The organism is Gordonia hirsuta DSM 44140 = NBRC 16056 (assembly GCF_000333015.1).
Taxonomy (GTDB): Bacteria; Actinomycetota; Actinomycetes; order Mycobacteriales; family Mycobacteriaceae; genus Gordonia; species Gordonia hirsuta.
On record NZ_BANT01000016.1, the window covers coordinates 1 to 23520 of the forward strand.

Annotated in this window: 21 protein-coding genes and 1 pseudogene; 12 read left to right on the forward strand and 10 right to left on the reverse strand. The window is 70.3% G+C overall.

Annotated features, from left to right (window positions below; genetic code table 11):
- On the reverse strand, positions 1-709 hold a 709-nt coding region (locus GOHSU_RS06115; RefSeq protein ID WP_005938455.1), incomplete at its 3' end, for a glycerate kinase.
- 106 nt (positions 710-815) lie between these two features.
- Here GOHSU_RS06115 and GOHSU_RS06120 point away from each other — a divergent pair.
- The 3 genes from GOHSU_RS06120 to GOHSU_RS06130 are packed head-to-tail and all read left to right on the forward strand — an operon-like array spanning position 816 to position 4114.
- A complete protein-coding gene (locus GOHSU_RS06120) occupies positions 816-1493 on the forward strand; it encodes a DUF3043 domain-containing protein (protein ID WP_005938458.1) in 678 nt (225 codons plus the stop codon).
- A gap of 7 nt (positions 1494-1500) precedes the next feature.
- Positions 1501-3270 carry a nicotinate-nucleotide--dimethylbenzimidazole phosphoribosyltransferase gene (gene cobT / locus GOHSU_RS06125; RefSeq protein ID WP_005938461.1) on the forward strand — a complete coding sequence of 590 codons (1770 nt, stop codon included), beginning with the start codon at positions 1501-1503 and terminating at the stop codon, positions 3268-3270.
- A 40-nt stretch (positions 3271-3310) separates the two neighbouring features.
- Positions 3311-4114: an adenosylcobinamide-GDP ribazoletransferase gene (locus GOHSU_RS06130; RefSeq protein ID WP_024332823.1), complete on the forward strand. Its 804-nt coding sequence runs from the start codon at positions 3311-3313 to the stop codon at positions 4112-4114.
- Positions 4115-4152: 38 nt separating this feature from the next.
- Here GOHSU_RS06130 and GOHSU_RS06135 read toward each other — a convergent pair whose 3' ends face one another.
- Positions 4153-5253, reverse strand: coding sequence for a branched-chain amino acid aminotransferase (locus GOHSU_RS06135; protein WP_005938466.1), 1101 nt, complete (start codon positions 5251-5253; stop codon positions 4153-4155).
- 55 nt (positions 5254-5308) lie between these two features.
- Positions 5309-6418 carry a glycine cleavage system aminomethyltransferase GcvT gene (gene gcvT / locus GOHSU_RS06140; protein WP_005938469.1) on the reverse strand — a complete coding sequence of 370 codons (1110 nt, stop codon included), beginning with the start codon at positions 6416-6418 and terminating at the stop codon, positions 5309-5311.
- A 62-nt stretch (positions 6419-6480) separates the two neighbouring features.
- Between gcvT and GOHSU_RS06145 the strand changes: the two genes are divergently transcribed.
- The 6 genes from GOHSU_RS06145 (at position 6481) to GOHSU_RS06170 (ending at position 13433) form a co-directional block, all read left to right on the forward strand.
- The gene (locus GOHSU_RS06145) at positions 6481-8058 is read left to right on the forward strand and encodes a leucyl aminopeptidase (protein WP_005938472.1); all 1578 of its coding nucleotides are present in this window, start codon (positions 6481-6483) and stop codon (positions 8056-8058) included.
- A gap of 139 nt (positions 8059-8197) precedes the next feature.
- Positions 8198-9958 carry a 2-oxoglutarate dehydrogenase, E2 component, dihydrolipoamide succinyltransferase gene (gene sucB, locus GOHSU_RS06150; RefSeq protein ID WP_005938475.1) on the forward strand — a complete coding sequence of 587 codons (1761 nt, stop codon included), beginning with the start codon at positions 8198-8200 and terminating at the stop codon, positions 9956-9958.
- A gap of 42 nt (positions 9959-10000) precedes the next feature.
- Complete coding sequence (locus GOHSU_RS06155) at positions 10001-10882, forward strand: TIGR01777 family oxidoreductase (protein WP_005938478.1); 882 nt, start codon at positions 10001-10003, stop codon at positions 10880-10882.
- A complete protein-coding gene (gene lipB, locus GOHSU_RS06160; protein WP_005938480.1) occupies positions 10875-11582 on the forward strand; it encodes a lipoyl(octanoyl) transferase LipB in 708 nt (235 codons plus the stop codon). The genes GOHSU_RS06155 and lipB overlap by 8 nt, the downstream gene beginning before the upstream one ends.
- Positions 11583-11609: 27 nt before the next feature.
- Positions 11610-12638 (forward strand): lipoyl synthase, encoded by a 1029-nt coding sequence (lipA, locus tag GOHSU_RS06165; protein ID WP_005938482.1) that lies wholly within the window; start codon positions 11610-11612, stop codon positions 12636-12638.
- A gap of 27 nt (positions 12639-12665) precedes the next feature.
- On the forward strand, positions 12666-13433 hold the full coding sequence (locus GOHSU_RS06170; RefSeq protein WP_005938484.1) for a DUF4191 domain-containing protein: 768 nt from the start codon (positions 12666-12668) through the stop codon (positions 13431-13433).
- Between the two features lie 101 nt (positions 13434-13534).
- Here the strand turns inward: GOHSU_RS06170 and GOHSU_RS17360 are convergent, their stop codons facing one another.
- The 4 genes and pseudogenes from GOHSU_RS17360 to GOHSU_RS06185 all read right to left on the reverse strand — a co-directional run bounded on the left by GOHSU_RS17360 (position 13535) and on the right by GOHSU_RS06185 (position 15932).
- Positions 13535-14056 carry a patatin-like phospholipase family protein gene (locus GOHSU_RS17360; protein WP_345917305.1) on the reverse strand — a complete coding sequence of 174 codons (522 nt, stop codon included), beginning with the start codon at positions 14054-14056 and terminating at the stop codon, positions 13535-13537.
- The gene (locus tag GOHSU_RS17365; protein ID WP_005938489.1) at positions 13960-14376 is read right to left on the reverse strand and encodes a patatin-like phospholipase family protein; all 417 of its coding nucleotides are present in this window, start codon (positions 14374-14376) and stop codon (positions 13960-13962) included. The genes GOHSU_RS17360 and GOHSU_RS17365 overlap by 97 nt, the downstream gene beginning before the upstream one ends.
- Positions 14373-15253 (reverse strand): annotated as a pseudogene (locus GOHSU_RS06180) (SDR family oxidoreductase). The gene GOHSU_RS17365 and the pseudogene GOHSU_RS06180 overlap by 4 nt, the downstream one beginning before the upstream one ends.
- Before the next feature lie 136 nt (positions 15254-15389).
- On the reverse strand, positions 15390-15932 hold the full coding sequence (locus GOHSU_RS06185) for an RDD family protein (RefSeq protein WP_024332826.1): 543 nt from the start codon (positions 15930-15932) through the stop codon (positions 15390-15392).
- Between the two features lie 393 nt (positions 15933-16325).
- Between GOHSU_RS06185 and glnA the strand changes: the two genes are divergently transcribed.
- The 3 genes from glnA (at position 16326) to GOHSU_RS06200 (ending at position 19569) form a co-directional block, all read left to right on the forward strand.
- Positions 16326-17759 carry a type I glutamate--ammonia ligase gene (gene glnA / locus GOHSU_RS06190; RefSeq protein ID WP_005938498.1) on the forward strand — a complete coding sequence of 478 codons (1434 nt, stop codon included), beginning with the start codon at positions 16326-16328 and terminating at the stop codon, positions 17757-17759.
- A 158-nt stretch (positions 17760-17917) separates the two neighbouring features.
- Positions 17918-18835 (forward strand): hypothetical protein, encoded by a 918-nt coding sequence (locus tag GOHSU_RS06195; RefSeq protein ID WP_005938501.1) that lies wholly within the window; start codon positions 17918-17920, stop codon positions 18833-18835.
- Between the two features lie 122 nt (positions 18836-18957).
- Complete coding sequence (locus GOHSU_RS06200; RefSeq protein ID WP_024332827.1) at positions 18958-19569, forward strand: FKBP-type peptidyl-prolyl cis-trans isomerase; 612 nt, start codon at positions 18958-18960, stop codon at positions 19567-19569.
- 111 nt (positions 19570-19680) lie between these two features.
- Here GOHSU_RS06200 and GOHSU_RS06205 read toward each other — a convergent pair whose 3' ends face one another.
- From GOHSU_RS06205 to GOHSU_RS06215, 3 genes are read right to left on the reverse strand one after another with little or no spacing between them, the layout of a single operon-like run.
- Positions 19681-20058 carry a fluoride efflux transporter FluC gene (locus GOHSU_RS06205; RefSeq protein WP_005938508.1) on the reverse strand — a complete coding sequence of 126 codons (378 nt, stop codon included), beginning with the start codon at positions 20056-20058 and terminating at the stop codon, positions 19681-19683.
- Positions 20055-20510: a FluC/FEX family fluoride channel gene (locus tag GOHSU_RS06210; RefSeq protein WP_005938510.1), complete on the reverse strand. Its 456-nt coding sequence runs from the start codon at positions 20508-20510 to the stop codon at positions 20055-20057. The genes GOHSU_RS06205 and GOHSU_RS06210 overlap by 4 nt, the downstream gene beginning before the upstream one ends.
- On the reverse strand, positions 20507-23512 hold the full coding sequence (locus GOHSU_RS06215) for a bifunctional [glutamine synthetase] adenylyltransferase/[glutamine synthetase]-adenylyl-L-tyrosine phosphorylase (protein ID WP_005938511.1): 3006 nt from the start codon (positions 23510-23512) through the stop codon (positions 20507-20509). Before GOHSU_RS06215 ends, GOHSU_RS06210 begins: the two co-directional genes overlap by 4 nt.
- Positions 23513-23520 lie beyond the last annotated feature (8 nt).

Here is a 23520-nt window from a genome sequence, read left to right on the forward strand (position 1 = left end):
ACATCGCCCCGATCCCGCCGGCCGCGCCGGCCCCCGGTTCGTCGGCGACCTCGCGGCCGGCGACGTCACGCAACTCCTGCGCCCAACCGGTCAACCGCTCTTCCAGCAGCTCCACCGTCGCCGGATCGGCGCCCTTCTGCGGTGCGAAGACCGCGGCCGCACCACGAGGACCGAGCAGCACATTGTCCACATCGGTGGCCGCGACCAGTTCCACCTCCGACAGGATCCGCACGGCCGCCGCGCAACCTCCCAGGCGCTCGGCGGCGCCGCGGCCTCCGTCGGTGGTCACCGAACCGCCCAGACCCACGACGATGCTGCGGGCTCCGGCCAGCAGTGCCGTCGAGATCAGGTCGCCGAGCCCGGCGCTGGTGGCCGCCAGCGCCGTCTGCGGGGTGCGCGGGGCCGGAACCAGCTGCAGACCGCAGATCTGCGCCACCTCCAGATACGCCACGCCGTCGTGCATCAGCCAGGAGGCCCGGGTCGGCTCGCCCAGCGGGCCGGTGACGCTCTGCGTGCGCACCTCGCCGCCGAACGCCTTCTCCAGCACCATCACGAATCCCGGACCGCCGTCGGACTGCGGCGCCAGGGTCACCACGTCGTCGGGCCGGGCGGCGTGCCAGCCCGCACCGATCGCGGCGGCCGCCTCGACCGCGGTCAACGTTCCCCCGAACGAATCCGGCATCACTGCGATGTTCACCCCGTCGCCCATGACCGCTGACCTTAGGGCCCGGACCGGTCGATCGCACCGCATATCCGCAGACTCGGTACCTGGACCCTCGCCGGGGCGCCGCCGGTCATGCCCTAAGCTCGGGGGCGTGAAGTTGCCCTGGAAGTCCGGCTCCGATGCCGCCGAAGAAGTCCCCTCGACGAGCACCGACACCGCCGCAGATGCCGCTGCGGAGGCTGCCACGCCTCGCAGTGGTGCGACGACACCGGGCAAGGGTCGCCCCACCCCGAAACGCCGCGATGCTCAGAGTCGCCGGCAGGGGCCCGTCGCCCCGCCGCCGACCACGCGCGCCGAGGCCCGCGCTCGCCGCAAGGCCGAGAAGGTGACGCTGTCGAAGGAGGAGCGCAAGGAGCTCAAGAACCAGCGCGCGGCGCAACGGGCGGACCAGCGCGAAAAGATGATGTCCGGCGACGAGAAGTACATGATCGCCCGTGACCGCGGCCCGGTCCGCGCCTATACGCGCGATCTGGTCGACTCACGCCGCAATATCGCCGGGCTGTTCATGCCCTTCGCGATCGTGCTGATCGTGGCGATGATGATGCCCAACTTCGCCGTCTACATCAATTTCCTGCTGCTGATCTTCGTGGTGCTGGTGCTGATCGACTCGGTCATCCTCGGCCGGATGGTGAACAGCCGAGTGCGCGAGCGCTACCCGGATTCGACCGACGGCGGCTTCCGCCTGGGCCTGTACGCGTTCACCCGCGCCATGCAGCTGCGCATGATGCGCGCACCGCGCCCGCGCGTCTCGCTCGGCGACAAGGTCTGATCGCTTCATGCGCACACTGGTGCTCGGTGGCACCCGGTCGGGAAAATCCGCCAGGGCCGAAGATCTGCTGGCGACGGCGCCGCAGGTGCGCTACCTGGCGACCGGAGGCGTCCCGAATGCCGGGGCCGATCCGGCATGGGCCGCACGCGTGCTCGCCCACCAGACCCGCCGCGACCAGCGGTATACGACCGTCGAGACCCTGGCCCTGGCCGCCGAACTGCGCCGCGCCCCGACCGTCCCGACGCTGATCGACGATCTGGGCAACTGGATCACCGGTCTGCTCGACGAGTCCGGCTGGAACCACCAGACCGATCTGTCCGAGCCGATCAGCGAGCTGGCCGACGCCGTGCGCGCCTTCGACGGCGACCTGGTGATCGTGAGCCCGGAGACCGGATTGTCGGTGGTCCCCGGTACCGCGGCCGGCCGCCGCTTCCAGGATTTGCTGGGTGCGGCGAATCTGGCGGTGGCCGCCGCCTGCGACCGGGTCGAGCTGGTGGTCGCCGGGCAGGTCTTCCGCCCCGATGCGACGACCGCGACCCCGACTTCGGCGACCCCGACTTCGGCAACCCCGGCTCCCCCCGCACCGGCTCCCCCAGCACCGAGTCCCGCGTCCGAAAGCAACGTCCCTGACACCCGTGCGCCGGACACGGCCGCACCCGAGGCCGTTGCACCAGATATCGCGGCCTCCCCCGTCTCGGGAGGCCGCGCCGACTTCCCGCTCGACCCGATTGACGCCGAACTCTTCGACACCATCGCACCGCCGGATGAGGACATCGCCGAGCAGACGCGCGGGCATTCACTGAACCTGACCAAACCGCCGGGTTCGCTCGGGCGGCTGGAGGATCTGGCCGTCTGGATCGCCGCCTGCCAGGGTGTGTGCCCACCGCGGCCGCTGACCGCCCCGCAGATCGCCGTCTTCGCCGGTGACCACGGTGTCGCCCGGCAGGGCGTATCGGCCTTCCCCCCCGAGGTGACCGCGCAGATGGTCGCCAACATCGCCGGCGGCGGTGCGGCGATCAACGTGCTGGCGCGCCGGGCCGGGGCCGGGGTACAGGTGCTGGATCTGTCGGTCGACACCGAGGACACCGATCCGGTCATCGCCCGGTACAAGGTCCGGCGCAGCACCGGCGATCTGCGGCGGGGCCAGGCCATGACCCTGGCCGAGGCACGCCGGTCGTTGGCCGCCGGGCGTGCGGTCGCCGATCAACTCGTCGACTCCGGCGCCGATCTGCTGATCGCCGGCGAGATGGGGATCGGCAACACCACTCCGGCGGCGGTGCTGACCGGAACGCTCACCGAACAGGAGCCGGTGGTGGTGGTCGGTCGTGGCACCGGCATCGACGACGCCGGCTGGATCCGCAAGACCGCCGCCGTGCGCGACGGAATGCGCTTCGCCCGGCCCCACCGCGACGATCCGCTGTCCCTGCTGGCCGCGGTCGCCGGTCCCGACCTGGCGGCGATCACCGGATTCCTGGCCCAGGCGGCGCTGCGCAAGACCCCGGTGATCCTGGACGGAACCGTCGTCACCTCGGCCGCTCTGGTCGCCGAACTGCTGGCGCCGGGCGCGCGCGCCTGGTGGTGCGCCGGTCACCGGTCCACCGAACCGGCCCACGGCTTCGCTCTGCTCGAACTCGGTCTGGAGCCGATTCTGGATCTGTCCATGCGACTGGGCGAGGGTTCGGGTGCAGCGGCCGCACTGCCGGTGGTCACCGGCGCCGTCGACCTGATGAACCAGATGGCCACCTTCGGCGATGCTGGTGTCAGCGGCAGCTCCTGACCCCGGGCCGCCGGCCGGCCGGTCCCGCTTCACCGCGCCGATGCGGTCGGTGTGGGTGGCCACGGCCTGGCTCACAGTGCTGCCGGTCCCCCAGCCGAGTGCCGCGCCCGACCGGCGCATCGGTGCTCACGTCATCTCCGCGGTCCCGGTGATCGGAGTCCTGCTCGGGTCGGCCGCCGCCGCACTCGCCTTCGGCCTGCACCACACCGCACTGCCGGCCGCACTGATCGGCGCCCTCATCGTGGCCTTCGATGCCGTGGCGACCCGCGGCATGCACCTGGACGGGCTCGCCGACACCGCCGACGGTCTGGGCTGCTACGGCGATCCCGAACGCACCCGGGCGGTGATGCGCAGCGGTGACGTCGGACCGTTCGGGGCGGCGGCGATGACGATGGTGCTGCTCCTGCAGACCCTGGCGATCGGCGCCCTGGTCGACCAGCACCGCTGGACCGCGATCGTCTTCGCCGTCTTCCTCGGCCGGGTCTCGGTGGTGATCGCCTGCCGCCGCGGGCTCGGCCCGGCCAACGCCGACGGCTTCGGCGCCCTGGTATCGGGGACCCAGCGGTGGTCGATCCTGGTGTGGCTGCTGGTCTCGGTGGCCGCCGCGCTCGGCGCCGGAGCCGTCGATCCCGGCCCAGGCGATCCGGTGCCGGGCGACTCGATCTGGACCGGTGCCGGCTTGTCGGCGGCGCTGCCGGCGCTGACCGCAGTGGTCGTCGTCGCGGTGGCCGTCTACCTGTTCACCCGGCACTGTGCGCGCCGGATGGGCGGCACCTCCGGCGATGTACTGGGCGCGACCCTGGAGCTGAGCACCACGATCGCCCTGGTCGTTCTGCTCTGGTGAGCCGGGCCGGGCCGGGCCGCGGCCGCCGGCGCCCGGGTCTACGGGTGCAGCGTCGTCATCCAGCCGTGCGGATCGGCGACGGTCCCGCGCTGCAGGCCGGTCAGCGTATCGCGCAGAATCTGGGTCACCGGGCCGGTGGAGCCGTCGCCGATCAGATAGTCCTCGTCGGCACCCTTGACCCGGCCGACGGGCGTGATGACCGCGGCGGTACCGCACGCGAAGACCTCGGTGATGGTGCCGTCTGCCACGCCTTGCCGGAGTTCGTCGGTGGAGATCTTGCGTTCGCTGACCCGGTAGCCGGCATCGGCGGCCAGGGTCAGCAGCGAATCACGGGTGATGCCCGGCAGGAGCGATCCCGACAGCTCGGGGGTCACGATTTGGGCCTCGGCACCGCTGCCGAGCACGAAGAACAGATTCATCCCGCCCATCTCTTCGATGTAGCGGCGCTCGATGGCGTCGAGCCACACCACCTGATCGCAGCCCTGTTCGGCGGCCTGTGCCTGGGCCAGCAGCGATGCGGCGTAGTTGCCGCCGAACTTGGCCGCCCCCGTGCCTCCCGGAGAGGCACGGACGTACTCGGTGCACAGGTAGACGCTCACCGGCTTCACCCCGCCGGAGAAGTAGGCGCCGGCCGGAGACGCGATGACGATGAAGCGGTACTGGTCGGCCGGACGCACACCCAGGCTCGGTTCGGTGGCGAACATGAACGGCCGCAGGTACAGCGATTCCTCACCGCCGGCCTCCGGGACCCACCCGTGATCGACTGACAGCAGCGCGCGCAGCGCCTCGACGAAGTCGTCGACCGGCAGCGGCGGCATCGCCAGCCGCTCGGCCGAGACCACGAAGCGTTCGGCGTTGGCGGATGGGCGGAAGGCCGCGATGGAGCCATCGGGCTGCCGGTAGGCCTTGAGGCCCTCGAAGATCTCCTGGGCGTAATGCAGCACCATCGCCGCCGGATCCAGCGCGATCGGGCCGTACGGGGTGACCCGGGCTCGATGCCAGCCGCGGTCACGGTCGTAGTCGATCGAGACCATGTGATCGGTGAAGTGGTTACCGAAACCCGGCGCCTGCAGGATCTCGGCGCGACGGCCCTCCGAGACGGGATGCGGGTGGTCGGTCTGCGCGAACTCCAGGGTCATTGCACCAGAATACCGTCGAGCCTCAAGCGAATTTCCGCACCGTCTGCCGTCACCCTCAGACGCGACTCTCCACGAACGGCGGATTGGTGACGATGCAGGTGACCGGGCGCCCGCGCACGTCGACGACCACCTCGTCGCCGGGGTTGAGTCCGGCCAGGGTGTCGACGAAAGCCAGAGCGATACCGGCCTTGAGGGTGGGCGAGAAGGTCCCGGAGGTGCACTCGCCGATCACCTCGCCGCCCGGGGTCAAGTGCACAGTGCAGCCGGCGCGCAGGATGCCCCGCCCCGTCGCCTTGAGTCCGATGAGGCGCCGGGCCGGTCCGGACTCCCGCTCTGCCAGCAGCGCCTCCCGGCCGAAGAAGGAGGGCTTGGCCCAGCCGACAGCCCAGGAACTGCGCGCCTGCACCGGCGTGATGTCTTCGGACAGTTCGTGGCCGTGCAGCGCATATCCCATCTCGGTGCGCAGCGTGTCGCGCGCCCCGAGCCCGGCCGGCAGGCCGCCGCGCTCGGTCACCTCCTCGAACAGCGCATCCCAGACCGGTCCGGCGTCGGCCCAGCGGGGCAGCACCTCGTAGCCGCGCTCCCCGGTGTAACCGCTGCGGCAGATCCGCACCGGGTAGTCCACCCCGTCCAGGGCCAGCTGCGCGTCGGTGAACGCCATGTACTCCATCTCGGCGGGCAATCCGAGCGCCTGTAGCACCTCCGCTGACTGCGGACCCTGGACGGCGAAGACGGCGTAGTCACGGTGCTGGTCGATAACCTCGACGCCGTCGGGGGCGGCCTCCGCCAGCGCCGCGACCACCGCGGCGGTGTTGGCGGCATTGGGCACCAGGAACACCTCCTCCTGGCTGACCAGATACGCCAGCAGGTCGTCGACCACGCCGCCGCGCTCGTTGCAGCACAGGGTGTACTGTGCCTTGCCCGGCTCGATCCGGGTCAGGTCGTTGGTCAGGGTGTCGTTGACCAGTCCGGCCGCACCGGCGCCGGCGATCAGCGCCTTACCCAGGTGGCTGACGTCGAAGATCCCGACGGTCTCGCGGACCGCCTGGTGCTCGGCACCGGTCCCCGAGTACGAGACGGGCATGTTCCAGCCGCCGAATTCGGCGAAGGTGGCGCCCAGGGCGGTGTGGCGGTCGGCGATCGGTCCGGCGAGCAGTTCGGTCATGGTCCTCACCGTATCGCGCCGGGCGCGCCGCAGCCGCCCGGCCTGTGGCAGAGTGGATCGGCGTGAGCAGCAACGACATCATCGCCCCCTCCACCGGCCTGCGGGACCGGAGCGGCCGGGGCCCGCGCATGGATCTGACCACCTCGTTGAGCAAGTCCGACGACGTCCTGGTGATCGGGTTGATCGCCCCCGACGACGCCGACGAGACGAACCCGGACGCGGCGGCCGGCGATGCGGAACCCACGCTGCTGCTCACCGAAGATCTGTTCGACGACGAGACCGCCGAGAGTCTGGCCGCTGCGCTGCGTGCCACCCGGGCCAGCGGCGCCAAGGGTGAGGTCAGCTCGGTGCCGGCCCCCGCGGGTCTGCCGGTCCGCCTCGTGGTGGCGGTCGGCCTGGGTTCGGTCGCCGACGCCGAGGACCCCGAGAACATCCGGCAGGCCGCCGGCGGCGCGGTGCGTACCCTCGACGGTGCCGGCGATGTGGTCTCGACCCTGTCGGCAGCTGCACTGGGCCCGGCCGCCGAAGGGTTCTACCTGGGCGCCTACCGCTTCGACGACTTCCGTTCGGACAAGTCGCGGTCGGAGAAGCAGCCGCCCCGGCAGATCTCCCTGCTGGTGCCGCAGAAGAACAAGCAGACCAAGGCTGAGCTCGAGCACGCCGTCGCCGTCGCCGACGCGGTGGCGCTGGCCCGCGACTTCGTCAACACCCCGCCGAGTCACCTGTTCCCCGGCGAGTTCGCCGACCGCGCCAAGCGAGTGGGCGCCGCAGCCGGGCTGAAGGTCGAGATCCTCGACGAGCAGGCTCTGGCCGACGGCGGATACGGCGGCATCCTCGGCGTGGGCCAGGGCAGTTCGCGGCCGCCGCGACTGGTCCGGCTGACCTATGCGCCGGCCAACGCCACCAAGAAGGTCGCACTGGTCGGCAAGGGCGTCACCTTCGACACCGGCGGCATCTCGATCAAGCCCGCGGCGAACATGGACCAGATGACCTCAGACATGGGCGGAGCGGCCGCGGTGATCGCCACCGTCGTCGCCGCTGCCGAGCTCGGCCTGGACGTGGCCGTGACCGCGACCGTCCCGATGGCCGAGAACATGCCGTCGAGCACCGCCCAGCGCCCCGGCGACGTGCTGACCCAGTACGGCGGCACCACTGTGGAGGTGCTCAACACCGACGCCGAGGGCCGGCTGATCCTGGCCGACGCGATCGTGCGGGCCTGCGAAGACGAGCCGGACTACCTGATCGACACCGCCACCCTCACCGGTGCGCAGATGGTCGCTCTGGGCACCCGGACCCCCGGCGTGCTGGGCACGGACGAGTTCCGCGACCGCGTCGCGGCCATCTCGCAGGCCGTCGGGGAGAACGGCTGGCCCATGCCGATGCCTGCCGAGCTGCGCGCCGACCTCAAATCCCGGGTCGCCGATCTGGCCAATGTCACCAACCATCGCTGGGGCGGAATGCTCTCGGCCGCGATGTTCCTGCGCGAGTTCGTCGGCGACGACATCGGCTGGGCACACCTGGATGTGGCCGGTCCGGCTTTCAACAGCGGCGGCCCGTTCGGCTACACCGGCAAGGGCGGCACCGGAGTTCCGGTCCGCACCCTGATCGCGGTCCTGGAGGACATCGCCGAACAGGGTTGAGAATGTACTCGCCGGTAAGCCGTGAGACCTCTGATCGGTCGCGCCGGAGAGGGTAGGGTTTTACCGGAACGTCGGTCGAGCCGAGCGAACCTCGCGGCGACCGGCACAGCGCACGATGAGAACAGGGAGCACTACGCAAATGGCCTTCTCCGTCGAGATGCCCGCACTGGGTGAAAGCGTCACCGAAGGGACCGTCACCCAGTGGCTCAAGAGCGAAGGTGACACCGTCACCGCCGACGAGCCGTTGCTGGAGGTCTCCACAGACAAGGTCGACACCGAGATTCCGGCCCCGACCAGCGGTGTCCTGCTGAAGATCGTTGCGCAGGAAGACGATGTCGTCGAGGTCGGTGGACAGCTCGCCCTGATCGGCGACGCCGACGAGTCCACCGGTGAGCAGGACTCCGGGCAGACGACTCCGCCGGCCGAAGTCGCCGAGGTCGAGGAACAGGCACAGACCTCGCCGGCCGCCGAGGACGGCGAAGCCCCGGCAGCCCCGGCGCCGGCAGCCGAGTCGACCGGTCCGGCGCAGGGCAACTCGGTGACCATGCCCGAGCTGGGCGAGTCGGTCACCGAGGGAACGGTCACCAACTGGCTCAAGCAGGTCGGTGACACCGTCGCCGTGGACGAGCCGCTGGTGGAGATCTCCACCGACAAGGTCGATACCGAGATCCCCTCGCCGTTCGCCGGTGTGCTCCTGGAGATCGTCGCCGACACCGACGACGTGGTCGCCGTCGGTGGCGACCTGGCCGTGATCGGCGAGCCCGGTGCCTCCGGTGCCCCGGATCCGGCTCCAGCCGCTCCCGCACAAGCTGCTCCCGAGCCCGCGGCAGCACCCGAGCCCGCCGCCCCGGCACCGACTCCCGCTCCCGCGTCTACTCCCGCCCCGGCGCCGACTCCTGCTCCGGCGGCAGCCGCACCGTCGACCCCGGCTCCCGAGCCGACCGATATGCAGTCGACTCCGTACGTGACCCCGCTGGTGCGCAAGCTGGCTGCGGAGAACAACATCGATCTGTCCACGGTGACCGGTACCGGTGTGGGCGGACGCATCCGCAAACAGGATGTGCTGGCAGCCGCCGAGGCCGCCAAGGCCCCGGCACCGGCCACTCCGGCCGCCGCACCGGCACCGGCCGTCTCGGCACCGGCCGCTGCGGCATCGGCCAGCCCGGAACTGGCGGCCCTGATCGGCACCACCCAGAAGATCAACCGGATCCGGCAGATCACCGCGGCCAAGACCCGCGAATCGCTGGCCACCACGGCGCAGCTGACCCAGGTGCACGAGGTCGACATGACCAAGATCGCCGGGCTGCGCCGACGGGCGAAGGCCTCGTTCCAGGCCGCCGAGGGCGTCAACCTGACGTACCTGCCGTTCTACGCCAAGGCCGTGGTCGAGGCCCTCAAGGCGCATCCGAACATCAACGCTTCCCTCGACGAGGCCAAGAAGGAGATCACCTACCACGGCACCGTGAACCTGGGTATCGCCGTGGACACCGAACAGGGGCTGCTCTCCCCGGTGATCCACAACGCCGACGATCTGTCGCTGGCCGGTCTGGCCCGGGCGATCGCCGACATCGCCGCGCGTGCCCGCTCCGGGGACCTCAAGCCCGACGAGCTGGCCGGTGGCACGTTCACCATCACCAACATCGGCAGCGCCGGTGCACTGTTCGACACCCCCATCCTGGTGCCGCCGCAGGCGGCGATGCTGGCCACCGGTGTCATCGTCAAGCGTCCGGTGGTGCTCACCGCCGACGACGGCACCGAGTCGATCGCGGCGCGGTCGATGGCCTTCCTGCCGATGACCTACGACCACCGTCTGATCGACGGCGCCGACGCCGGCCGGTTCCTCACCACCGTGCGGCAGCGTCTGGAGGGCGGCGAGTTCGCCGCCGATCTGGGACTGTGACCGTGCGGCAGCCGGCCCGGCGATAACCGAACGGATCCCCACATGCGTATCGCGATCGCGGGCAGTCACGGGTTGATCGGCTCGGCTCTGGCCGAGTCGCTGACCAGATCCGGTAACGAGGTGGTGCGCCTGGTCCGCGAACCCGTCACCGGCCAGGACCAGATCCGGTGGGATCCGGAGACCTTCGGGATCCCACCGGGAGCCCTGCGCGGGGTGGACGCGGTGATCGGGCTGGGGGGAAAGAACCTGGGCAACGGCCGCTGGAGTGGATCGTTCAAACAGCAGTTGCGCGATTCGCGTATCCCGCCCACCACGGTGCTGGCCGAGGCGGTGCATGAGGCCCAGATTCCGGTCTTCATCAACGCCAGCGCCACCGGCTACTACGGTGACACCGGCGATGAGGTGGCCACCGAGACCACTCCCCCAGGCGAGGGATTCCTGGCCGAGCTGACCACCGACTGGGAGGCGGCGACCATCCCCGCCCAGCAGGCGCGGATCGTGCGCCTGCGCACCGCTCCGGTGCTGGCCCGCAGGGGCGGCCTGCTGGGCCGGCTGCGTCCGCTCTACCGCCTGGGGCTGGGTGGCCCGATCGGCGACGGCCAGCAGTTCTTCTCCTGGATCTCGCTGCCCGACGCGGTCGGGGCGATCGAGCATGCTCTGCACGACGATCTGATCAACGGGCCGATGAATCTGTCGGCACCGCAGCAGGTCCGCTACGGCGACTTCAGCGAACAACTGGCCCGCCAACTGCATCGGCCCTCGCTGCTGCGTGTCCCGGCGGCCCTGGCCCGGCTGGTCGCCGGCGAGCTGGTCGACGGTCTGGTGCTGACCTCCTCGCGGGTGGAACCGGCGGTCCTGACCTCCCGCGGCTATGTCTTCGAACACCCCACCCTGGCAGCCGCGCTCGAATACGCCGATGCGTAACGGGCCGGCCCGCGCAGACGCCGGACCGATCGAGGTCCGGCGGCTGGGAGAGGTCGATTACGAGGCCGCCTACGCGCTGCAGCACGAACTGGCCGCGCAGCGCGCCTCCGGCGAACTCGACCATGATGTCCTGCTGCTGCTGGAACACCCGTCGGTCTACACCGCCGGAAAACGTACCGAGGACTCGGACCGGCCGGTCAACGGCGCCCGGGTGATCGACGTCGACCGGGGCGGGCGCATCACCTGGCACGGCCCCGGCCAGCTGGTCGGCTATCCGATCGTCAAGCTGGCGCAACCGCTCGATGTCGTCGACTACGTGCGCCGTATCGAAGAGGCCCTCATCGGCTACTGCGCCGAACAGGGGCTGACCACCACCCGCGTCGACGGCCGGTCGGGTGTGTGGGTGGTCGACGACGCCGGTGAACGCAAACTCGGCCAGATCGGCATCCGGGTCTCGCGCGGGGTGACGCTGCACGGTTTCGCACTGAACGTCGACCCGGATCTGTCGGTGTTCTCGGCGATTGTGCCGTGCGGTATCGCCGACGCCGGGGTCACCTCCGTCGTCGCCGAGACCGGTACGCCGCTCACCGTCGCCCAGACCCTGGAATCGATCGCCGCGCGGGTGCAGGAATGTCTGGACGCCGACGACGTTGATGCATCGATGAGGGGGCCGATCGCCCACGAAGCGACCGGCCGATGACCACACAACCAGCGTAGGATCGACACAGTGACTGCTCAGCCCGACTCCACCGACGCCCCCAACGGCCGCAAACTTCTGCGGCTGGAGGTGCGCAACTCGCAGACCCCCATCGAGCGCAAGCCCAAATGGATCAAGACGCGGGCGACGATGGGTCCGGAGTATTCGGAGCTGAAGAACCTGGTGCGCAGCGAAGGTCTGCACACAGTGTGCGAGGAAGCCGGCTGCCCCAACATCTACGAATGCTGGGAAGACCGCGAAGCCACCTTCCTGATCGGCGGCGGCCAGTGCACCCGCCGCTGCGACTTCTGCCAGATCGATACCGGCAAACCCGATCCCCTCGACACCGACGAACCGCGCCGCGTAGCCGAGTCGGTGCGGGCGATGGAGCTGCGTTATTCCACCATCACCGGGGTGGCCCGCGATGATCTGCCCGACGAGGGCGCCTGGCTCTACGCCGAGACCGTCCGCAAGATCCACGAACTCAACCCCGGTACCGGTGTGGAGAATCTGATCCCGGACTTCCACGCCAAACCGGATCTGCTGGCGCAGGTCTTCGACGCACGGCCCGAGGTCCTGGCGCACAACCTGGAGACGGTGCCGCGGATCTTCAAGCGGATCCGCCCGGCCTTCCGTTACGAGCGGTCGCTGGACGTGCTCACCCAGGCCCGCGACTTCGGTCTGGTCACCAAGTCCAACCTCATCCTGGGGATGGGCGAGACACCCGAAGAGGTGCGGTCGGCGCTGGTCGATCTGCACCAGGCCGGCTGCGACATCGTCACCATCACCCAGTACCTGCGGCCCTCCCCCCGGCACCATCCGGTCGAGCGGTGGGTCAAGCCCGAGGAGTTCGTCGAGCACTCCGACTATGCGACCGAACTCGGTTTCGCCGGCGTGCTGGCCGGACCGCTGGTCCGCTCGTCGTACCGGGCGGGGCGCCTCTACGCTCAGGCCATGGCTCGCCACGGCCGCGAACTGGCCCCGGAGATGGCGCATCTGGCCAATGAGGGCAGTACCGCGCAGGAGGCATCCGCGGTGCTCGCCCGCATGAACCGATGATCGCTGACACACCGTAGACTGATCGGCATGGCAAAGTCCTCCGACAACACCAGCAAAGAGGCCAAGAAGGCCGCCAAGGCCGCGCGCAAAGCCGCTTCCAAGCAGCAGCGCCAGCAGATCTGGCAGGCCTTCAACATGCAGCGCAAGGACGATAAGGCGCTCATTCCGCTGATGCTGGGTGTCATCGTGCTGTTCGCGGTGCTCTTCGCCCTGTTCGGCAAGTTCGTCTTCGGCGGCCTGTGGTTCATGCTCGTGCTGGGCATCCTCTTCGGCGTGCTGGGCGCATTCCTGCTGTTCACCCGGCGGGTGTCCAAGAGCGTCTACAAGAAGGCCGAGGGGCAGCCGGGGGCAGCCGGCTGGGCGCTGAGCAACATGCGCGGCCAGTGGCGCGTGCAGCAGGCGGTGGCCGGTACCACCCAGCTCGATGCCGTGCACCGGGTGATCGGCAAGCCCGGCATCATCCTGATCGGTGAGGGCAATGCCGTACGCCTCAAGCCGCTCATCGCCCAGGAGAAGAAGAAGACCGCGCGCGTGGTGGGGACGACGCCGATCTACGAGATCATCGTCGGCACCGAGGAGGGCCAGGTTCGGCTGGCCAAGCTCGAGTCCCACGTCAAGAAGCTGCCCGGCAACATCAGCCGCGATCAGATGGAATCGCTCGACGGCCGGCTTGCCGCCCTCAAGAGCAAGGGCGCCAGCGGCCCGGCCATGCCCAAGGGCCCGATGCCCAAGGGCGCCAAGATGAAGAATGTGGCCCGCACCGCGCGCCGTCGCGGCGGCGCCACCGGCGTGTGAGCCGCCGTCACTGCTAAGCCGCAGCCACTGCTGAGGCGGCGGACCGTTCCCGGCCACGGTGAGCTCGCGAGCTCGGCACGAGCCGCCGGATCGGCCGATGGTCAGCGGCGCACCCCGGCCAGCGCGGTGGCCACGGTCATCCGTGCCGAGCTCATCGCGGACTCGCACGCGGCGGCGCGGCGGCCCCGGTGCATGAAGTTCGGCCCCAGCGCACTCAGCTCGGCGGTGGTCGGCGAGATCACCACCACCTCGGTGCCGCGGGCACGCACCTGGGCCACCTCCCGCCGCAGCTGCGCCGACATCGGCCGGCGCAGCAGTACCGCTTCGGCCAGCCCGCCCGCACCGGGTCCGCGCACGTCGTCGAGACCGGCCATCGGGGCGATCACATAGACGATCTCCGCGTCCCCGGCCCCGATCAGATCGACCGAGGCCGTCGACGCCGCCCCGCCGTCGACGTACCGGTGACCGTCGACGGTGACCGGCGGCATCCAGGCCGGGATCGCCCACGAGGCGCGCAGGGCCTGACTCAGCGTCGCCGCCGAACTCGACGACGGCTCGCCCGGGGCCGACTCCCCGGGTCCGGTGAAGGCGATGCGCCGATCGTCGGCGGGCCGGTAGGCCACCAGCCGGACCCCTCGACGTCCGGCCCAGCCGGTCTGCGGGTCTGCCACCGCACCGGCCAGCCGGTCGAGCCAGGCGGCGTCGCCAGATGGGCGGCCAGCAGAGCATCGGTCGAGCGGCCCGACTGCATGTCGACCAGGTCGGCGGTGGAGTACCCGCCTGCCAGCAACGTCACCAGTTCGGCACCGGCCGAGGTGCCCTGCAGCACCTGCGCCTGCCGCGGATCCCAGTCCAGTTGCTCTGCCAACGCGTGCAGAGCCGCGACCGACCAGGCACCGCCGATCGTGCCGCCGCAGCCGATGGCCAGCGCGACCCGGGTCATCGCCGGACCGCCTCGGCGGCACGGGTGGCGGCCGGGGAGGTCCCGGCGTGGCGTTCCAGCCGGTCCAGGTAGTCCTTGCGGCCGACCGGGTCCAGGGCCAGGGCCTGATCGTGCCCGATCACCTGGCGGGCCAGTCGCTCGACGGTCTCCGGCACCAGGGTCTGGACCAGCCGCCAGCCCGGCAGCACCCACGCCGGCGAGGACACGGTCGCCGCACGCGTGGTGAGGGTGGCCAGCACCTGTTCGGCGACCTGCCCCGGGTCCACCGTCGGCAGCACCGACAGGTCCGCACCGGAGGAGAGCTCGGTCCGTACCGCGGCCGGCAGGATCGCCGACACCGTGACACCGGTGCCGTCGTATTCGCGGCGTGCCGCCAGCGAGGCGCCCAGCGCCGCGAATTTGGTGGTGTTGTAGGTGGCCATGCCCGGCAGCGGAATCACCCCGGCCATCGAGGCGATGTTGACGATGTGGCCGCGGCCGGCCGCGGCCATCAGCGGCGCCGCCGCATGCATCCCGTTGAGCACGCCGCGGACGTTGACATCGATCATCAGGTCGGTGGTGGTCTCGGGCTCGTCGGCGAACGGACCCACCGGCATCACGCCGGCGTTGTTGACCAGCACATCGATCCGGCCGTGGGCGCCGAGGATCTCCTCGACCAGGACCGGTCCAGGAATCCCGGTCGGTGACGTCCAGGCGGCGGGCAGCGTCTCCGGGGATCGTCGCGGCGGTCGCTTCGGCGACGTCGCGGTCCAGATCGCCGATCCAGACCAGCGCACCGGCGTCGGCGAAGACCCGCGCCGTCTGCGCGCCGATTCCGCGGGCGCCGCCGGTGACCGACCACCGCTCCGTTCGGGTCGATCGGCGGAACCCCGCGCAGGTAGCCGACGCGCGAGGTGACCGCGCGGGTAAGCATCCCCAGAACGTCCATGAACTCTCCTCGCCGGTGACCGGCCCGGTCCGGGCCTCAGCGCCGGAATCGGTGACCCCGGTCACCCGAGAGTGTAGGCGCCGGGTCAGCGGGTGCGGACGATGGCCGTGCCGGTGGCCCGGTCGTGCATGGCCCGACCGTTGTAGTCGTTGATCAACGCCGGCACCACGAAGGGGATCAGCAGCTGACGGAAGAACGCCCGCACGATGCCCACGGCGGCGCGCGGTGCGGTGCCCGCGGCCTCTGCCGCACCGCGTTCGGGTCCGTAGTCGACGCGGGCCACCCGGGTCCCGGCGATGAATTGGCCCGGGGTGAACCCGAACAGCGCCACCGCGAACACTCCGACGACGAACCAGATGATGAACTGCGGGATCGCCATCGCCTGGGCCGTCACCTCGAAGGCACTGAAGACATGACCGTTGACCACGATCTCTTCCCGGGGTCCGGTGATGAGGAAGGCGATGGCCATCGCCAGGAACCAGTCGATCAGCAGGGCCAGCACGCGCAGCCAGCCGCCGGCGATCGAGCCGGGCCCGGTCTCGGGCAGCCCCAGGTCCTCACCGCGGTATTCGATGTTGTCCGGCGATTGGTACGGGCCGGTCAGCCAGGAGCCGGCGGCCTCGCGCATCGTCGAGGCCGTCGACTGTTGCGGCGCCGGGCTCGGCCGGCCCTTGGCGGGTTGCCCCTTGGCAGACCCGCCCGTGACGCCGGGGGTCGTCGCACCCGTGTTCTTGGCGCCCGATCCCTTGTTCTTCGAAGCCATGTCTCCATCCTAGTGGCCGCCGAACGCGTCGCGAATCACGCCGCCGCAGGCTGGCACCCCCGCCGCGGGGCGGGCCGAGTAATGTGCACCACACCGGATCGGACGCGTGTTACATGCGCGAAACATTCGGTTGATCGTCGGGCAACCTCGCGTCCTTACGGTCGAAAACAACGATTCACCGCCCACTCACGACAGAATGGGCGTGAGTTGCGGGTCCAGAGAGGTTCTGGGCCACCCCAGTAAGGAGTAACGGCGACCGTGTACACCACGAACGAAGAACTGCTCGAGGGCATCAAGGCCGAAGGCGTCGAATACATCGACATCCGGTTCTGCGACCTCCCGGGCACCATGCAGCACTTCTCGATCCCCGCCGAGGCGTTCGACGAGTCCGTCTTCGATGAGGGCCTGGCGTTCGACGGTTCGTCCATTCGCGGCTTCCAGTCGATCGACGAGTCCGACATGATGCTGCTGCCCGATCCGGCCACCGCGCGGATCGATCCGTTCCGCAAGACCAAGACGATGAACGTCAGCTTCTTTGTGCACGACCCGTTCACCCGGGAGGCCTACAGCCGCGATCCGCGCAACGTCGCCCGCAAGGCCCAGGACTACCTGACCTCCACCGGGATCGCCGACACCTGCTTCTTCGGTGCCGAGGCCGAGTTCTACATCTTCGACGGCGTGTCCTACGGCTCCAATATGAACGGCACCTTCTACGAGGTCGAAGCCGAATCGGGGGCCTGGAACGCCGATAAGAAGTTCAACCCCGACGGCACCCCGAACCTGGGCTACAAGGTTCGTGCGAAAGGCGGCTACTTCCCCGTCGCCCCGTACGACCACTACGTCGACCTGCGCGATGAGATGTCGAACAACCTGAAGGACGCCGGATTCACCCTCGAGCGGGGTCACCACGAGGTCGGAACCGGCGGGCAGGCCGAGATCAACTACAAGTTCAACACCCTGCTGCACGCCGCCGACGACGTCCAGCTGTTCAAGTACATCATCAAGAACACCGGCTGGCAGCACGGCAAGTCCGTGACCTTCATGCCCAAGCCGCTCTTCGGCGACAACGGCTCGGGCATGCACGCCCACCAGTCGTTGTGGAAGGACGGCAAACCGCTGTTCTACGACGAGTCCGGCTACGGCGGCCTGTCGGATCTGGCCCGTTACTACATCGGCGGCATCCTGCACCACGCCCCGAGCCTGCTGGCCTTCACCAACCCGACCATCAACTCTTACAAGCGGCTGGTCCCCGGCTACGAGGCCCCGATCAACCTGGTCTACAGCCAGCGCAACCGCAGCGCCTGCGTGCGTATCCCGATCACCGGTAACAATCCCAAGGCCAAGCGCATCGAGTTCCGGTGCCCGGACAGCTCGGGCAACCCGTATCTGGCGTTCGCCGCGATGATGATGGCCGGCCTGGACGGCATCAAGAACAAGATGGAGCCGCACGAGCCGGTCGACAAGGACCTCTACGAACTCCCGCCGGAGGAGGCCAAGAACATCCCGCAGGCCCCGACCTCCCTGGCCGCGGTGATCGACCGCCTCGAGCAGGATCACGACTACCTCACCGCCGGCGGCGTGTTCACCGAGGACCTCATCGAGACCTGGGTGCGCTACAAGCGTGAGCACGAGATCCTGCCGGTGCAGTTGCGGCCCCATCCGTACGAATTCCAGCTCTACTACGACTGCTGATTCCAGTCTGCTGATTCCAGTCTGCTGACTCCCCGTCTGCCGAACGGGCGGGCACCGACGCCCCGGCTCCGCCGAGCCGGGGCGTTGGGCATCGGTGCACGGGGCCGCTACCGTCGGGGAGTCGACGATCGGCCACGCACACGGGGAGGAGACAGGGAATGGGCGGACGGCACCGCGCCCGTGCGGGTGCACGCCGACGGCCCGACCGGATCCTGGCGCGCCTGGCCGTCGGAGTGTTCGCGCTGGCGGTGATCGCCGGCGGCCTGTTCGTGATCGTCACCGAATCCGCCGGCCCGAGCGACGGACCGCACGTGGCCGCCCCGGCACCCACTCTCGACGATCCCGCCCTCGGCAACCAGGAGCAGCTGCGCGTCTCCTTCGACCGCCTCGATCTGCCCGCCCCGGTGGGCCTGGCACTGGTCCCAGTCGGTGGCGGCACTCCCCTGCTGCTGGGCGATCAGACCCCGCACGACGCCTGGTCGACGATCAAGGTGCCGGTCGCGCTGGCCGCCGAACGGCTGCACGGAGCCAACCGCGCCGAATCCCGGGCCCTGGTCGATTCGGATAACCGGTCGGCCCGCATCCTCATGCGGTCGCTGGGAGATCCCGCGCAGGCGGCCGCGGCGGTGACCGAAGTGCTGCGCGAAGGCCATTCGACGACGACGGTGCAACGCGCTGCGGACGGACAGTGGCCCCAAGCCGGAGAGACCGTCTGGCCGCTGGCCGATTCGGCCACCTGGACCGCACACTTGCCGTGCCTGGCCGGCAGCGCCCACATCCTGGAACTGATGTCGCATGTGGGCCCGACCCAGGACTGGGGTCTGCAGCAGATCCCCGGCGACCGGACCGCGGTCAAGGGCGGCTGGGGCAGAAACGACGACGATTCCGGCTATGTGGTCCGGCAGATCGGTCTGATCACCCTCGACGACGGCCGCCAGGTGGCGGTATCGATGAGCGCCCACGCACCCGGGATGACCTTCGACACCGGTGGTGCGGCACTGAACGGGCTGGGCCGATGGCTCGGGGCCAACCTGGCGCTGCTGCCTGCCGGGCGCTGCCCCACCGCCACCCAGTGATCGTGATCGGCTGCGCGCTGCGGCTCCGGACCGGCAGCACGGTCCCGGTTCGACCCGGTGATCCCTTCGCAGCCGGGCGGGCCGTCCGTGTCCGCCGGGCGGACTCTGTACAGTCGGCAGACATGAGACTCAAGCCACTGCTTCTGCTGCCCGCCGCCGCCTGCGCCGTCCTGCTGGTCGGGTGTTCCTCGGACGACACCGACACCGCCGCGACCGGCGTCACCGCGATCAGCGCCGAAGCCTCGGCGCCGTCGGCCGGCGACGTGGTCCCGGCCAGCAACTGCCCGACACAGGCCCCCGCCGAGGGCACCGAACCGGAATGGACCGTCGAGGGCACCACCGGTTCGGTCTCGATCGTCGGCCAGACCGACACCACCGCACCGCTGATCACCGTCGACAAGCCGTTCGCAGTCGACGAGACCGAGGTCAAGACCCTCTCGGAGGGCACGGGGCCCGAGGTGACCGACTCCTCGACGATCACCGTCTGCTACGTCGGCGTCGACGGCCGTGACGGCGCTACCTTCGACAGCGCCCACCAGCGCGGTGCGCCCGAGCAGTTCCCGGCCGGCGGCGTGATCCCCGGCTTCCGCCAGGCTCTGGTCGGCCAGAAGGTCGGCTCGACCGTGGCCGTGGTGATCCCGTCCAAGGACGGCTACCCGCAGGGCACCCCGGACGGGTCGATCAAGGCCGGCGACACCATCGTCTTCGCCTTGAAGATCCTCGCCGCGAACTGACTCCGACCGCCCCACCACGGTCGACGCCCCGGCCCGCCGGTCGAGCATCGTCTCGACGACCGGCGGGCCGGCGCGCATCCTCGGCGCGGCCGCCGGCTCGACTGGACCCCGTCAGCGTGCGCCCAGCCACAGTCCCACCCCGGCGGCCACCACCGTCGCGCCCAGCGTGCCGACGACGCTGGCCGTCGCCGCGCGCCAGCGCTGCTCGCGCAGCAGGACCGCCGCTTCGAACATCGCGGTACTGAAGGTGGTGTAGCCGCCGCAGAAGCCGGCGCCGACCACCACCGCCCACGGACCCGGCTCCTCGGCGGTGACCACCATTCCGGTGATCACCCCGAGCAGAAAACTCCCGCCGATGTTGATCGCCATCGTTCCCCGCGGGAATTCCGAGCCGAACCTGTCCTTGACCAGGGTGTCTTGTACCGAACGGGCTAGTGCGCCGAGCCCGCCGAAGACGCTGATTCCCAGCACGATCCACAGTTGGTTCATCGCTGCGCTCCCCGCCACCGACGAATCCGCTGCGCCGCGCCGATGCCGATGCCCACCGCTGCCAGCCCGCCGGCGAGGCTGGCCGCGGCATAGCCGGCTGCCAGCACCGCGTGTCCGCCCCGGCCCAGCGCATCCAGTTCCACCGCAAAACTGCTGTAGGTGGTGAAGGCGCCCAGGAAGCCGGTGCCCCACAGCAGCCGCAGCCGGTTCCTCGCACCGGTGTCCGGACCGGCCAGCAGCAGCGTCTCCAGAAGCAACCCCAGGACCGCGGACCCGACGATATTCACCGCGAAGGTCCCCACCGGGAAGCCGCCCGGGTCGCTCGGCAGCACCGATTCGACCCCGTACCGTGCCGGGGCGCCGAGCATGCCTCCGGCCAAGACCAGCAGCATCGCCGGACCCTGCCCCGCCAGGGCCTGCAGGCCCCGCCGCTGCGGCGTGGACCCGCTCATCCGCCGAAGACCTCTTCGACCACCTTCTTGGCGCGTCGGGTGATGCGCAGGTAGTGCTCCAGGTATTCACCGGCTTCGTCCTGCGGCCAGCCGGCGGCATAGGCGATGGCCCGCAGTTCCCGTCCCGGGCCCGGCAGCTGGTCCACCGGTTTGCCACGCACCAGCACCAGCGCATTGCGGGCCGTGGTCGCCGTCAGCCAGGCCTCGGTCAGTGTGGCGACCTGGTCGCCGGGCAGCAGCTCGGTCCGCTCGATCGCCTCCAGCGCCTCCAGCGTCGAGGTGGTATGCAACTCCGGATGCTGGTGGGCGAATCGCAACTGCAGCAACTGCACGGTCCATTCGACGTCGGCCAGTCCGCCGCGTCCGAGTTTGGTGTGCGTCATCGGATCGGCCCCGCGCGGCAGCCGCTCGGCATCCACCCGCGCCTTGATGCGGCGGATCTCCCGTACCGCGTCCGGCGAGACCCCGCCGGCCGGGTAGCGCACCTGGTCGATCATGTGCAGGAACTCCCGGCCCAGCTCCGGGTCCCCGGCCACCGCATTGGCCCGCAGCAGCGCCTGCACCTCCCACGGTTGCGCCCACTGCTCGTAGTAGGCGCGATAGGATGCCAGCGTCCGCACGATCGGCCCGTTCTTGCCCTCGGGCCGCAGTCCCACATCCACTTCCAGCGGCGGATCGGCGCTGGGGGTGCCCAGCAGCGACCGGACGTTGTCGGCGACGTTCTGGGCCCAGCGCAGCGCCCCGGTCTCGTCGGCGCCTTCGATCGGGTCGCACACGAAAAGCACGTCGGCGTCCGAACCGTAGCCGAGTTCGCCGCCGCCGAGGCGGCCCATGCCGATCACCGCCATCACCGCCGGCGGGCTCTCGCCGGATTCGGCGCCCATCGCCTCGATCACCTTCTCCAGGGCGGCGTTGATCACCGCCGCCCACACCGTCGACAGGGCGCGGCACACCTGCCGCACATCCATCAGTTCCAGCAGGTCCGCCGAGGCGATACGCGCCAGTTCGGCGCGACGATGCGAGCGTGCTACCGCGATGGCCTTCCGCGGATCGGGCTGGCGGCGCACCGAGGCGATCAGCCCCTTGACCACCTCCTGGCTGGTGACCTCGCACAGCTTCGGGCCCGAGGCTCCCGTGGAGTACAACCCGATCACATCCGGCGACCGCATCAGCAGATCGGCGATGTACTCGGAGGTGCCCAGCACATGCATCAGCCGCTCGGCCACCACACCGTCGTCGCGCAGCAACCGCAGGAACCAGGCGGCCTCGAACATCTCATCGCACAGCCGCCGGTAGTTGAGCAGCCCCGCATCCGGGTCGGGGGTGTTGCTGATGTGCTCCAGCAGCCCCGGCAGGATCAACCGTTGCACCTGGGTGCGCCGCCCGGTTCCGGCGACCAGCGCCTTGATGTGCTCCAGCGCCCGCTCGGGCTGGGCGTATCCCAGAGCTGCCAGCTGCCGCTGTGCCGCCTGATTCTGCAGGTACAGCGAGTCCTTGTCGAACCGGGTGACCGCTTCCAGCAGCGGCCGGTAGAAGAGCTTCTCGTGCAGGCTCCGCACCCGTGTGCGCTGGCGGCGCAGATCCCGCCGCAGCACCTGTGCGGCATCGCGGCCGCCTTCGGGCCGGATGTGGGCTGCCCGGGCCAGCCACCGCATCGCGTGCTCATCGGCCGGATCCGGCAGCAGATGGGTGCGGGTGAGCCGCTGCAACTGCAGCCGGTGTTCCAGCCCGCGCAGGTACTCGTAGGAGGCGTACAGGTTCGCCCCGTCGGTGCGACCGACGTAGCCACCGTCGGTCAGCGCCTCAATCGCCTCCAGCGTCGAACGCACCCGCAAGCTCTCATCGGCGCGGCCGTGGACCATCTGCATCAGCTGCACCGCGAACTCGACGTCCCGCAGGCCGCCGCGCCCGAGTTTCACATTGCGGTCCTTCTCCTCCTCGGGCACCAGCGACTCCACCCGGCGGCGCATCGCCTGGACGTCGACGACGAAGTCTTCCCGTTCGGCCGCCGACCACACCAGCGGGCCGGTGGCGGCCACGTACTGCTCGCCCAGCTCCAGATCCCCGGTCATCGGGCGGGCCTTCAGCAGCGCCTGGAACTCCCAGGTCTTGGCCCATCGCTGGTAGTAGCTCAGATACGACTCCAGCGTGCGGGTGACCGCCCCGCGCCGCCCCTCCGGGCGCAGTGCCGCGTCCACCTCGAAGAACGCCAGGGAACCGATGCGCATCATCTCCCCGGCGATGCGGGCCGAGACGCCGTCGGCCGGTTCGGCCACGAAGACCACATCCACATCGCTGACATAGTTCAGCTCGCGCGCACCGCCCTTGCCCATCGCGATCACCGCCAGCCGCCCGGTGAGCGGTTTGTCCCCGAGCACCTCGCGCACCGCCACCGCCAGGGCCGCGGTCAGCGCCGCATCGGCCAGCTCCGAGAGCCGCCGGCCGACCTCCGGCAGAAACAGCACCGGCTCGTCCTGCACCGTCGGAGCCAGATCGTGGGCGGCCAGCCGCAGCACCAGATTCCGGTAGGCCACCCGCAGACGGCCGGTCGCCTCCGGACCGCTCAGCTGTGCGCGGAAGGTCAGACCGCCGCCCGCATCGGGATCGGGGACGGCGTCGACGGCGTTCAGCATCTCCGTGCGCGCCTGCGCGGCGGTCGGCAGTTCCGGTTCGGTCAGCAGCCGCCACGAGCCGGCCTCGGCCACCAGGTGATCGCCGAGCGCATCGGAGGCCCCCAGGGTGGCCAGCAGGCGGCCGCGGAAGGTGGTGTCGGTGGTCAGCAGCGCGTCGATCTGCGGCCAGTCCTCGTCGTTGGCCGCGCGGATGCGGACCAGCGCGCGCAGCGCCAGATCGGGGTCGGCGGTCCGCGACAGCGCCCACAGCCGGTCCACGGCCGCGGCCTCGTTCCAGCCCAGCTCCGCCAGATCGGCCCGGGCGGTGGGCTCGATCAGGCCCAGCCGGCCCGGGCTCGGCACCGTCGAACGTCCACCGTGCACAGTCACGCCAGAAA

What these genes read in the sequence shown, in the direction of transcription:
- gcvT (WP_005938469.1), bottom strand. Translation starts at nt 6,418, where the DNA reads ATGACCGAACTGCTCGCCGGACCGATCGCCGACCGCCACACCGCCCTG.
- lipB (WP_005938480.1), top strand. Translation starts at nt 10,875, where the DNA reads ATGCGTAACGGGCCGGCCCGCGCAGACGCCGGACCGATCGAGGTCCGG.
- GOHSU_RS06205 (WP_005938508.1), bottom strand. Translation starts at nt 20,058, where the DNA reads ATGAACCAACTGTGGATCGTGCTGGGAATCAGCGTCTTCGGCGGGCTC.
- sucB (WP_005938475.1), top strand. Translation starts at nt 8,198, where the DNA reads ATGGCCTTCTCCGTCGAGATGCCCGCACTGGGTGAAAGCGTCACCGAA.
- GOHSU_RS06195 (WP_005938501.1), top strand. Translation starts at nt 17,918, where the DNA reads ATGGGCGGACGGCACCGCGCCCGTGCGGGTGCACGCCGACGGCCCGAC.
- GOHSU_RS06210 (WP_005938510.1), bottom strand. Translation starts at nt 20,510, where the DNA reads ATGAGCGGGTCCACGCCGCAGCGGCGGGGCCTGCAGGCCCTGGCGGGG.
- GOHSU_RS06130 (WP_024332823.1), top strand. Translation starts at nt 3,311, where the DNA reads ATGCGGTCGGTGTGGGTGGCCACGGCCTGGCTCACAGTGCTGCCGGTC.
- GOHSU_RS06170 (WP_005938484.1), top strand. Translation starts at nt 12,666, where the DNA reads ATGGCAAAGTCCTCCGACAACACCAGCAAAGAGGCCAAGAAGGCCGCC.
- GOHSU_RS17365 (WP_005938489.1), bottom strand. Translation starts at nt 14,376, where the DNA reads ATGACCCGGGTCGCGCTGGCCATCGGCTGCGGCGGCACGATCGGCGGT.
- GOHSU_RS06135 (WP_005938466.1), bottom strand. Translation starts at nt 5,253, where the DNA reads ATGACCCTGGAGTTCGCGCAGACCGACCACCCGCATCCCGTCTCGGAG.
- cobT (WP_005938461.1), top strand. Translation starts at nt 1,501, where the DNA reads ATGCGCACACTGGTGCTCGGTGGCACCCGGTCGGGAAAATCCGCCAGG.
- GOHSU_RS06185 (WP_024332826.1), bottom strand. Translation starts at nt 15,932, where the DNA reads ATGCGCGAGGCCGCCGGCTCCTGGCTGACCGGCCCGTACCAATCGCCG.
- GOHSU_RS06200 (WP_024332827.1), top strand. Translation starts at nt 18,958, where the DNA reads ATGAGACTCAAGCCACTGCTTCTGCTGCCCGCCGCCGCCTGCGCCGTC.
- GOHSU_RS06155 (WP_005938478.1), top strand. Translation starts at nt 10,001, where the DNA reads ATGCGTATCGCGATCGCGGGCAGTCACGGGTTGATCGGCTCGGCTCTG.